At 52.9% G+C, this 11,657-nt stretch carries 11 protein-coding genes and 1 tRNA gene; 11 read left to right on the top strand and 1 reads right to left on the bottom strand.

Features of this window, described 5'->3' with window-relative positions:
• The first annotated feature begins 112 nt into the window (after window positions 1-112).
• The 11 genes from LI015_RS05770 to LI015_RS05720 all read left to right on the top strand — a co-directional run bounded on the left by LI015_RS05770 (window position 113) and on the right by LI015_RS05720 (window position 10,952).
• Complete coding sequence (locus LI015_RS05770) at window positions 113-982, top strand: phosphorylase family protein (protein WP_002566416.1); 870 nt, start codon at window positions 113-115, stop codon at window positions 980-982.
• A 27-nt stretch (window positions 983-1,009) separates the two neighbouring features.
• Window positions 1,010-2,134, top strand: coding sequence for a BMP family lipoprotein (locus tag LI015_RS05765; RefSeq protein ID WP_002566417.1), 1,125 nt, complete (start codon window positions 1,010-1,012; stop codon window positions 2,132-2,134).
• 62 nt (window positions 2,135-2,196) lie between these two features.
• On the top strand, window positions 2,197-3,723 hold the full coding sequence (locus LI015_RS05760) for an ABC transporter ATP-binding protein (protein ID WP_118017070.1): 1,527 nt from the start codon (window positions 2,197-2,199) through the stop codon (window positions 3,721-3,723).
• Window positions 3,716-4,765 (top strand): ABC transporter permease, encoded by a 1,050-nt coding sequence (locus LI015_RS05755; protein WP_002566419.1) that lies wholly within the window; start codon window positions 3,716-3,718, stop codon window positions 4,763-4,765. The genes LI015_RS05760 and LI015_RS05755 overlap by 8 nt, the downstream gene beginning before the upstream one ends.
• Entirely contained in the window at window positions 4,762-5,682 is a 921-nt protein-coding gene (locus LI015_RS05750; RefSeq protein WP_002566420.1) for an ABC transporter permease, read from the top strand. The genes LI015_RS05755 and LI015_RS05750 overlap by 4 nt, the downstream gene beginning before the upstream one ends.
• A gap of 2 nt (window positions 5,683-5,684) precedes the next feature.
• Window positions 5,685-6,230, top strand: a complete 546-nt coding sequence (locus LI015_RS05745) for a V4R domain-containing protein (RefSeq protein WP_002566421.1) — start codon at window positions 5,685-5,687, stop codon at window positions 6,228-6,230.
• Between the two features lie 232 nt (window positions 6,231-6,462).
• Window positions 6,463-6,535: transfer RNA gene (locus tag LI015_RS05740), tRNA-Lys, on the top strand.
• A 94-nt stretch (window positions 6,536-6,629) separates the two neighbouring features.
• Window positions 6,630-7,325: a TIGR01906 family membrane protein gene (locus tag LI015_RS05735; RefSeq protein WP_002566422.1), complete on the top strand. Its 696-nt coding sequence runs from the start codon at window positions 6,630-6,632 to the stop codon at window positions 7,323-7,325.
• Window positions 7,326-7,426: 101 nt separating this feature from the next.
• Entirely contained in the window at window positions 7,427-9,061 is a 1,635-nt protein-coding gene (locus tag LI015_RS05730) for a D-alanyl-D-alanine carboxypeptidase family protein (RefSeq protein WP_227124299.1), read from the top strand.
• 85 nt (window positions 9,062-9,146) lie between these two features.
• Window positions 9,147-10,256: a sensor histidine kinase gene (locus LI015_RS05725; RefSeq protein ID WP_002566424.1), complete on the top strand. Its 1,110-nt coding sequence runs from the start codon at window positions 9,147-9,149 to the stop codon at window positions 10,254-10,256.
• Between the two features lie 3 nt (window positions 10,257-10,259).
• Window positions 10,260-10,952, top strand: coding sequence for a response regulator (locus tag LI015_RS05720; protein ID WP_002566425.1), 693 nt, complete (start codon window positions 10,260-10,262; stop codon window positions 10,950-10,952).
• 67 nt (window positions 10,953-11,019) lie between these two features.
• On the opposite strand, the gene LI015_RS05715 is transcribed toward LI015_RS05720, so the two are convergent.
• Complete coding sequence (locus LI015_RS05715) at window positions 11,020-11,655, bottom strand: dihydroxyacetone kinase subunit L (RefSeq protein WP_002566426.1); 636 nt, start codon at window positions 11,653-11,655, stop codon at window positions 11,020-11,022.
• Between the last annotated feature and the right edge of the window lie 2 nt (window positions 11,656-11,657).

Raw genomic sequence — 11,657 nt, 5'->3', positions numbered from 1 at the left:
AGGGGCATCTCCATTTTTCTATTCTTTTCGACTCCCCCTCACTTGAATAATCACCTTGGGATTAATAGAATTACGGTAACCTAGGTAAATAAAATATAAGTGAGGGAATGTTATGATTTGCAAAGAAATACCAAAGACCATGTACTGCCACATCGGTGGCTCAGGAACCTGGGGATGCGAATTTCCCGAAGATTTAAATATGGAAGGCATTACCCTGTTAAAACGGGACATGGAATTTGAAACCCCGTTTGGAGTCACCGCCTGCATGAAACTGTACGAAATGGATGCCTCCATCACGGCAGATCACAAAACCCGGCAGGTACTTTATGTGCCTTTCCACGGCTGGAAGGGACTCTCACCTTACAATGACACTCCCAGCGAGCGCATTTTCTGGGCATTGAGGGAAGCCGGCGTGAAATACATACTGGCAGACGGCAGCGGCGGCGGCATCAATCCCCTGCTGGAGCCGGGCGACATCATATGTCCCCAGGATTTCATTGATTATACAAAGCGTGTGTCCTATCTGGGAAAATTCACCCCTTACAGCATGCGCATGAGGGAAATCATATGTCCCGACCTGCACAGGATACTTTTAGAAAAGGCCTCCGGCGTATTCCGCCGTGTGTTCCGCACCGGCATCTACGGCGTTGCGGAAGCCCCCAGATTCGAGTCAGCTGCTGAAATCCAGAAAATGTACGCGGATCACTGCGATGTGTGCGGACAGACCATGATGCCGGAAGCGGCGTTGGCCAGGGCCATCGGCGCCTGCTACGCGGCCCTGTATGTTATCAGCAATTCGGCCGAGGGAATCAATCCCAACTGGGAACGCTCCATTTTTGACATTTATTCGGAATGCGCACCGGTGGTGGGAAAGGTCATGCTGGAAGCCATGGCTGCCATCAATCCTGAGACTATGAACTGCCACTGCGGCGAAAACATTATAGAGATGCCCAAGGCCGTACAGAACCGCCTGGACATGTAGCGGGTATACACAGAGGAGGAAACTATCATGAAACATTTAAAGTTATTTACAGCATTGGCGCTGACAGCCGCCATGACCGTATCATTGGCCGGATGCCAGGGCAAGGCTGCTTCATCACCAGACGCAGGAACCCAGACAGCGGCAGACTCCGGCGAAACGGATTCCAACGGCTCAGCCTCCAAGGAAGCAGATGCAAAAGCTCCGGCTGACGGTCAGACCGTCCCCAGCGGCGGCTCAGAGCCTTTCAAGGTTGCCCTTATGATCGGCATCGGCGGACTGGGAGACGGCGGATTCAATGACAGCATGCTGGCCGGTGTGGAAGCTGCCAAGGCTGATTACGGAATCGAGTATCAGCTGGTGGAGCCCAAGGAAATATCTGAATTTGAAGCCAACTTTACCGACCTCTCCGCATCCGGCAAATACGACCTGATCATCGGCGGCGGCTTTGATGCCGTAGAAGCCCTCCAGAAGGTGGCCTCCGAGTTTCCGGAGCAGAGATACCTGTTCGTGGACGGCGAGGTGACAGGATGTGACAACGTGACCAGCGTCCTGTTTAAGGACAATGAGAAAACATATCTGGTGGGAACTGTTGCGGGCCTTAACACAAAGACCAACAAAATAGGCATGGTGGTTGGCGTGGACAGCCCATCCCAGAATATCTTCGTGGCCGGGTATATGGCCGGCGCCAAAGCTGCCAACCCGGATGTGGAGGTAATTGTCAAATATGTAGGCTCCTTTGCCGATACCACCACTGCCAAGGAACTGGCACTGGCTGAGGCAGACGCAGGCGCCGACGTCATTTTTGCCGCTGCCGGCGGTTCCGGACTGGGCGTGTTCAACGCTGCACAGCAGGGAACCTTTAAGGCCATCGGCGCAGATGTAAACCAGTGTCTCATCGACCCGGACCACATCATGTTATCGGCTATCCGCAAGATTGATGTAGTCATCAAGGACGGCATCAAATCAGCCATAGATGGTACTCTTGAAGGTGGTACCATGGTACCCGGACTTAAGGAGGACGCACTGGGCATCACCAACGAAGGTTCCAAGGTAGAGATTGATCCTGCCAGCCTTGACGCTGCCCAGACCGCAAAGGATAAAATCATCTCCGGCGAGATCACAGTTCCTTCAACCATAGACGAAGTTAAATAACCGGCTGCGAAAGGTGCTGCTTACCACAAGCAACACCTTTCCTTTCACACAGGGAGGTCCCAATGTATGCAATAGAGATGCAGGGTATTACCAAAACCTTTCACGGCTCCTATGCCAATAAGGAGGTATCCCTCAAGGTAGAACAGGGCGAGATACATTCCCTTTTAGGCGAGAACGGCGCCGGCAAAACCACCTTGATGAAAATTTTGTTCGGCCTTTATAAAGCCGACAAGGGACGGATTCTCATTAACGGCAGCCCGGCAGCCATCCGTTCGCCCCATGACGCCATAGATTATGGCATATCCATGGTCCACCAGCATTTTGTTCTGGTAGGCAATCTCACCATCACGGAGAACATCATCCTGGGCCATGAACCGCGCAAAGGCATTTTACTGGATCGCGGCAAAGCCCGCCAAAAGGTGGATGCGCTCATCCGCCGGTATCACTTTGATCTGAATCCTGAAAGCAGGATAGAGAACCTGTCTGTGGGAGAAAAACAGCGGGTGGAGATCCTCAAAGCCCTTTACAACGAATCTTCCATCATACTTTTAGATGAACCCACGGCGGTCCTTACCCCCCAGGAGGTGCAGGAGCTCTTTGCCATGCTCAGGCAGCTAAAGAAGGACGGCAGGACCATCATCATTATTACCCACAAGCTTAAGGAGACCCTGGCCATTGCGGATAACATCACCATACTCCGCAGGGGAGAGAACATCGCCTCCCTTCCGGCTGCCCAGGCCACAGAAGACAAGCTGGCTGAGCTCATGGTAGGCCGCCCCATATCCTTTGATGTACAGCGGGTTCCCTACGATGGTTCCGGCCCCGTCAAGCTGGGTCTTAAGAATATCTGCCTTAAAAAGAAGGGCCGCTCCGTACTCACTGATATCAGCCTGGAATGCAGGGCAGGCGAGATACTGGGCATTGCAGGCGTGGAGGGAAACGGACAGACCGAACTCATTGAGGTGGTCACAGGGATTGAGAATCATTTTACAGGCCAGGTCTGCTGCGGATCCCAGCCGGTTTCCGCCATCTCTCCCCGCAGGATGCTGGACTATGTGGGCCACATTCCGGAGGAGCGCGGCAAACGCGGCTTTGTAAAGGGATTTTCCAATTGGGAAAACCTCATTCTGGGATACCATTACCGGCCCGAATACGTGAAACACGGCTTTCTGAACATCAGGCGCATCAAACAGGTTGCCAGGGACACCATAAAACAGTTTGATGTCAGGACAGACGGCATCGACCAGCTCACCAGTTCCCTGTCAGGGGGCAACCAACAGAAGCTGATCATCGGGCGCACGCTCCTTCACCAGTCCAACATTATTGTGGCTGCCCAGCCCACCAGAGGCGTGGATATCGGAGCAATCGAATACATCCACCAGCATCTCATGCAGATGAGGGACTCAGGTTCCGCCATCCTGCTGATCTCCGCTGACCTGGATGAGGTTATAAAGCTGGCCGACCGCATTGCGGTGCTCTATGAGGGCAGAGTCGTGGCCGAAAAGGAGACCGGCGCATTTACCAAAACAGAACTGGGCTATTATATGCTGGGAGGCAATGCCCGGAAGGAGGCAGCAGACAATGATTAAATATCTGAAAAGCCGTACCATGGCATTTACCTTGATTTCCTTCCTGATCTCCCTGGTATTGGCGGGCATCATCATAGCAGCCGCAGGGTATTCCCCGGTGGAAGCTTACTCCGCCATGCTGGGAGGCGCGTTCGGCAGCACCTATAACCTGGCCCAGACCGCCGGCACAGCCATTCCCCTGATATTTGCAGGACTGGCCATGGCAGTGGCGTCCAAGGCCGGTATCTTCAATATCGGTATAGAAGGGCAGATTCTGGCGGGCGCCCTGCCTGCTGCCCTGGCAGGCACTTATATCACGGGGCTGCCCGCCGTCCTGCACATACCTGTATGTATTCTGGTGGCTGCCATCTTCGGCGGCATATGGGCCATGCTGGCGGCTGTGATTAAGAATAAGCTGCAGATAAGCGAAGTCATCATCACCATCATGCTGAACTATGTGGCTCTGTACCTGGTGGAATACCTGGTGAACAATCCCTTTAAATCAGAGGGAATGGTGGTAAGGACAGAGGAGATACAAGACAGCGCAAGGCTGGTATCCCTGGTAGCCCATACCAGGCTGAACACAGGCATCTTTATTGCCCTCCTTGCCGTATTCCTGTTTTGGGTCCTTTTCTACAAGACAAAGCTGGGATATGAGATGCGGGCGACAGGGGACAGCCCATTTGCCGCGGAATCAGCCGGCATCAACAACAAGAAAAACCTGCTGGCAGCCATGTTCATTTCCGGCGCCCTGGCAGGCATTGGCGGCGCCTGCGAAGTTATGGGCGTACAAGGTTATTACATATCCGGCATGACCACAGGATACGGCTTCAGCGGTATCGCCATTGCGGTCATGGGACACAACCAGCCCCTGGGAACCCTGGCATCGGCCCTGTTGTTCGGAGCCCTTAACGCAGGTGCCTCCAGCATGAACCGTATGACGGACATTCCCGGCGAGTTCATCTCCGTTCTCCAGGCCCTTATCATACTGTTTATCTCCACACCGGGAATCGTAATTGCTATTCAAAATCTGTACAAAAGAAGGAAGGCGGTGACATCATGAGCGGACAGATTCTCTCCCTGTTAGCCGGCATGGTCCGGGTGGCCATACCCATTTCCTTTGCCGCCCTGGCTGGTATGCTGTCAGAGCGGGCCGGAGTCATCAATATGGGGCTGGAGGGCATCATGCTCATCGGAAGCTTCTTCGGAGTGGTGGGCTCCTATGTGACAGGCAGCGCCTGGATGGGCCTTCTCTTTGCCGCCCTCTCCGGTATTCTCATGGGTCTGGTTCTGGTGACTCTGACCGTGGGCTTTAAATGCGAGCATGTATTGGCAGGCGTGGGCATCAACATCTTTGCCTCCGGCATTACCATTGTCCTGCTGGAAATGATATGGGGCACCAAGGGCAAGTCCAGCATGGTGGCGGGACTGGGCATGCTGCGTGTGCCTGTGATTTCAAAAATTCCTGTCATTGGGGATATCATTGGTACCATTTCCCCCCTGTTCTACATTCTGGTTCTCTGCGTCTTTCTTCTCTGGTTCCTCTTATACAGGACGCCGGCCGGTCTGAGAATCCTGGTCATCGGAGAAAACCCCGAGATGGCGGGCACCATGGGAGTCAACGTATATAAAATGCAGTATCTCTGCGTCATGGCCAGCGGCATGCTTGCCGCCATAGGCGGCGCCTACCTGTCCATCGGGGATATCAACATGTTCAGCAAAGACATGGTATCAGGAAGAGGTTATATCGCCCTGTCCATGGTGATACTTGGAAACTGGAAGCCGCTGTGGGTGGCGCTGGGAGGCCTGGTGTACGGATTTGCCCAAAGCCTCCAGTTCAGACTGCAGGGAGTCAACATTCCTCCCCAGCTGGTACAGATGCTTCCCTATATACTAACCCTTGTGGTGCTGCTGTTTGCCAGGAAGAAAAGCTCCGCGCCAGCTGCGTCGGGAAAACATTATTACCAAAAAGGAGAGTAACCGTGGGTAAAATTCAGATAGACACAGAGCACGCCAGAAAGATGGCTGATGATTATTCCTATGTGATGCGTTCCTTTGCGGACGCATACGCAGCCCAGAAAAAGGGGGTGAAAATCCGTCCCCGCCTGGGCGACCATATGCCCTTTAATTATATGAGAGAACGTCAGACCCTTACCTTCCTGTTTTACCCGGAACTGAAGGAGGCTGCCTATGAAATATCCCGTATCATAGGAGAAAGCATCACCTCGGACCAAATCAGGGGAAAGACACTGCCGGAAATCATGGAAAGCAACCAGCCCATTGCCCAGAGGGACGGATACGCCTTTGAGGAAGTAGTGGAAGCTGATGAAACCCACGCAGTCTACAGGCATTATGAATGCGCGGACTGTTACGGCCTTCCCAATATACATTCCAAAATATGCGTGTACGAGGCAGGTACGGCTGCGGGCATGTTCTCCACCGCCCTGGGAAAACCCTGCCGGGTAACAGAGACAAAATGCTGTGCCAACGGCGATCCTTACTGCGAATTCCTGGTCGAAGTGCTGTAATGCTGTATAAACCAGCTGAGGAATCCCTCCCCCAGGCATCACCGGATCCGGTGGTATCTGCGGGGAAGGGGATACCCGGCGATTCCGCCCAGTAAATAATGAACTTTTTCGATAAGCCTTTTTGATAATTAACTTTTTTGATAATTAACTTTTTTCGAAAAAAATGTTGACATTTTTCTTAAAACGCATTATAATAGTGGACGTGTCACTTAAAGAAACAAATGAATCGCATGCGCCTTTAGCTCAGTTGGTAGAGCAGTAGACTCTTAATCTATTTGTCCAGGGTTCGAGTCCCTGAAGGCGCACTAAAAGGTCTGACTTTGCAGATACGAAAAGCTGCGGGGTCGGGCTTTTCTTTGTTATATAAAACTTATCCCACACTATCATACAGGAGGAATCATGAAATATTTACACCGAACCGCCGGAATCGTAACCGCATTTTGCCTGATGATTATTCTTTTCATCACTTCCGTGGAGGCAGTGGTATACTGGACGCCCGGTTATTTTGAAAAGGAATACACCAAATACAATGTGCTGGACAGCTTGCCGTCCATGACCATGGACGATCTTCTCCATGTGACGGATGAAATGATGGATTATCTCAGAGGCGGCAGGGAGGACCTCCATGTGACCACCACCATGGGAGGGGAACAGAGGGAGTTCTTCAATGAACGTGAAATCGCCCATATGGAGGATGTGCAGGTCCTTTTCCTGAAGGCCCTGTCCATCCGCAGGATATGCCTGGTCCTTGGAGCCGGCCTTCTCATCCTCATGGCTGCCACCAAAGCCAGGATGGGACGGGTCCTTCCGCCTTCCCTGTGCATGGGGACCGGACTGTTCTTTGCGCTGATTACGGCCCTTGGACTCATCATATCCACTGACTTCACCAAATACTTCATCATGTTCCACCATATCTTCTTCAGCAACGACCTGTGGATTCTGGACCCTGCCACGGACATGCTCATCAACATTGTACCGGAAGGCTTCTTCATGGACACGGCTGCCCGCATTGCCCTGCTCTTTGGCTCCCTGTCCCTGATTCTCTTTGGAGTCTGCCTGCTCCTAACTATAAAAAACCGCAGGAAAGTAAGCTGAATGGACACAGATTCAAAAATAACGCCCCTCTCCAGCCTTTACTTGAAGCCGCAAATCCTTTATACTGTATCTTAGCAAAGAAGTGAATGGAGAATATTAGGATGAAGCGATTCCTTATGTTGTTTATATGCCTCTGCCTGTGTGCAGGACTTTTCCCCATAACAGCAGCGGCAGCCCCCGAATGGCCCTCTGATGTGTCCATCCAGGCTGACGCGGGCATTGTCATGGACTCCGACACCGGGACGGTTCTTTATGGAAAAAACATGGACCAGCCCTATTACCCTGCCAGTATCACCAAGATACTGACAGCCCTGATTGTGCTGGAACAGTGCGATCTGAATGAGATGGTTACATTTTCCCATGACGATGTATACAATGTGGAAGCTGGAAGCAGCAGCGCCGGCATTGATGAAGGGGATGTCCTGACCGTGCGGGACTGCCTTTACGCTCTGATGCTAGCCTCTGCCAATGAGAGCGCCAATGCCCTGGCCTGCCATGTAAGCGGATCCAGGGAGGCATTCGCCCAGCTGATGAACGAGAAGGCCCGGAGCCTGGGCTGCACGGGAAGCCATTTTAACAACCCCAGCGGCCTGAATGACGAAAACCACTACACTACGGCCCATGACATGGCCCTGATAGCCAGAGCCGCCATCCAGAACCCGGAATTTCTCACCATCAACGGCACCCGAAGCTACCAGCTGGCTCCCACCAAGCGGACCCCGGAGGGAGGTTATGTGGCCAACCACCACAAGATGTTAAATAAAAATGAAGCCGTATATTATCCCGGCGCCTTTGCAGGCAAGACAGGATACACCTCCTTAGCGGGAAACACCCTGGTTACCTGTGCCAGGAAAAATGACATGACTCTGATTGCAGTGGTGCTCAACGGCCACCAGTCCCATTACTCTGATACCAAGGCTCTTTTCGATTTTGGTTTCCGCAATTTTCAGTCCCTGCGGACTGTTGATTACGAAACCAGGTACAAGTCCCTGGAAAATGACATGACCATTGCCGGCATGACCTCCGGCGACAGCATATCCCTGGAGCTGGACCGGAGCGGCCGCGTGGTGATACCCAGGGATGCCGACTTCACCGACACCCAGTCCGCCCTTACTTATGATTTGGACGGCAGCCATCCCCAGGCAGCCATTGCCTGTATCAGCTATACGTACAATGACAGGCCTGTGGGTTCCGTGTACCTGTGTTCTCCTGGTTTGGAGGGAAGCGCTGCCTCCCTGACATCCCAGGACGCCTCAGGAGCCTCTGCGGTTTCCATAGGCCAGGACGGAGAGGCGGATAATCCCGCTCCTTCGGATCCATCCGGCCGCCCAGACGCCCCCGGCCTCCAGGATACACCGGAAGCACCGTCTAATGCAGAAACTCCCCACGGGCAGACGCCGGCCCCGACCCCGGCCCCCCGCCAGGACATTACTTCAAAGGAAGGGACCGCTGCCAGCATCCGGATTCCGGCCAACACCCTGGCCATTCTGGGAATCGCATTTTCCCTGGCTGTCATCATTGCTATTGTGGCGGCCGTGAAGATTCATGTGCGCAAGAAGGAAGAAGAGGACCTATACCTCAGACGCCAGCGAAGGCTGGAGCGCCTGGAAGACATCGGTTTTTCCTCCTCGGATTTTGAAAAGCTGGTGGCCCAGCGCCGCGTATCCTCCCCTCCTCTGGGAGAAAAGGGGAAAAAAGGCAGGGGACGGAGGCGCAAAAAATCCTTTTTCCGTTGAACTTCCCCCCGGCATACGCTATAATAAAAATTGTTAATTCATCTATGCAGCCGGAATGCATCCAACGCCAACAGGGGAATATGTAATGAAATCATTCCATATAAATAAAACCGACCTTAAGGCTGCTGCCATAAATCTGGTAAGGAATCTGCCCATTACCATTGAATATATGGCTGCAGCCACTTTAGTTTCCACCATATTTTTTCACTTCAGCAACAATGTAACAAATATATCCATCATATACACCCTGGCCATCATCATGATTGCCCGTGCTACCAGCTGCTACGGCGCCGGTATCCTGGCTTCTCTTTTCGGCGTATTCTGGGTGAATTTTGCCTTTACATACCCTTACCTGACTTTAAATTTCACCATGTCCGGTTATCCCATCACCTTCCTGGGCATGGCCCTCATATCCAGCCTGTCCAGCAGCATCTGCATCATGATTACCAAGCAGAATGTCCAGCTTCAGGAAAAAGACCGCATGCTGCTCAATGCGGAAAAGGAAACCATGAGGGCCAACCTGATGCGGGCCATGTCCCACGACCTGCGCACTCCCCTGACCAGCATCATCGGTTCCAGCTCCACCTACCTGGCTCAGGAGGAATATATGTCTCCTGAGGAAAAACGGAAGCTGGTCAGGAACATAGAGGAAGATGCCCAGTGGCTTCTCAATATGGTGGAGAATCTGCTTTCAGTCACCAGAATCCAGGACGAAAAAGGCGTGGCCTCCGTGGTCAAGGCAGACGAATCCCTGGAAGAAGTCATATCCGAATCCGTGCAGCGGTTCAGAAAACGGTTTCCGGATGTCCAGGTGCGGGTCAGCATTCCCGACTCCGTCATCATAATACCCATGGATGCAACCTTGATAGAGCAGGTAATCAATAACCTTCTGGAAAACGCCCTGTTCCATTCCGGTACCAATGGGCCCATTGACCTGGTGGCTGCCTCCGAAAAAAGCGGACTCTCTGTTTCCATCAAAGATTACGGCAAGGGGATTGCTCCCGAACTGCTGGATACGATTTTTGACGGCGGAGGGACATCGGAAAACCATACCGGTGACGGACACAAAGGAATGGGAATCGGCCTGAGCATCTGCAAAACCATAATCAATGCCCACGGAGGCGAAATCCATGCCGGAAATCACCTGCGGGGCGCCCAGTTTACATTTACCTTACCAGATTGGAGGGAATACTAAATCATGAATACCAAAGCCAACATCATCATCATTGAAGACGAGAAGAACATCTGTAACTTCATAGAGACTGTCCTGTCCCCCCAGGGCTACCAGGTTACCTGCGCCAACACCGGAACGGACGGGCTGAAGCTCATCGAATCCCTTAAGCCAGATGTGGTACTTCTGGACCTGGGACTGCCGGACATGGACGGCCTGGAACTCATACAGGAGGTCAGATCCACCAGCGCCCTGCCCATCATCGTGATTTCCGCCAGGACCCTGGAGCGCAGCAAGGTGGCTGCCCTGGACCTGGGAGCTGACGACTACCTCACCAAACCCTTTGGCACGGCTGAGCTGCTGGCCCGCATCCGCACCGCGCTGCGCCACAGCCAGAGAGCGGCCGGCACCCAGAGTCTTAAATATGAAGTAGGCGATCTTCTCATTGACTTTGAACGCCGGCTGGTAAAGGTAAAGGGACAGGATGTCCATTTGACCCAGATCGAATATAAGCTGGTTTCCCTGCTGGCCCAGAATGCCGGCAAGGTCATGACCTATGAGAGTATTATTTCCAAAATATGGGGTCCGTTTGCGGATAGTGACAACCAGATTCTGCGGGTAAACATGGCCCATATCAGAAGGAAGCTGGAGGAAAATCCCGCTGAACCCCAGTACATATTTACGGAAATCGGGGTTGGCTACCGGATGCGCGAGGAATAAAATAAAAAGACCAGCAAAAAGAGGACCGCCCGGACAGAGCGGTCCTCTTTTTATAAAAAGATCCTTTTTATAGAAAATATCTCCCCAATCCTTCCAGAAAATATTGTCCCGCCACAGCGCCCTGGTCCGGTACGCCCTTGGCTTTGGCAGAAAACACAGCCGCCTTTCCATACTTCGGAAGCATATCTTCGGTTGCTTTCACGCCTTCCTTTGCGCCCTCTGCCGCCCGGCGGAGCATGGCCCCCATGTCAGCGCCTTCTGCACAGGCCTCCTGGGCCTTCCTTGCCCCGGCGTCCACAGCATCCAGGATGGTACGGTCTCCCAACTGGCATTTTCCGCGGTGCGCAATCCCTCTGGCAAAACCGGCCAGAAAATCCGCAAGCTCCCCGGGCCCCATCTCTCCTTTTTTGCCAATGGCCTTTCCGCCTTCCATGATTCCGCTGGACATCAGGGTTCCCATGGTGGACGGAACCAGAGCAGCCATTTTCATACCCGCCTTCATGAGCGTTTTTCCAATATCTCCTTCCGCCTCATTATCCCGTATCAGCTGGGGCAAAGCCCCAAACCCTTTCTGCATGGTCAGCCCCAGGTCTCCGTCTCCCATTCTGGCATCCATCTCGCAGAGCTCTTCCTTTTTCTCCCCGAAGATATCCGCCGCACCCTGAAAGAGATCCGGAAGTTCATGGCATGTAATCCGTTCCATTC

The sequence above is a fragment of the Enterocloster sp. 210928-DFI.2.20 genome, from assembly GCF_020554465.1.
In the GTDB taxonomy this organism is placed as follows: Bacteria; Bacillota; Clostridia; order Lachnospirales; family Lachnospiraceae; genus Enterocloster; species Enterocloster bolteae.
The sequence above is the reverse complement of the archived record's forward strand: the minus strand, read 5'-3'. Positions and strand labels throughout refer to the sequence as shown.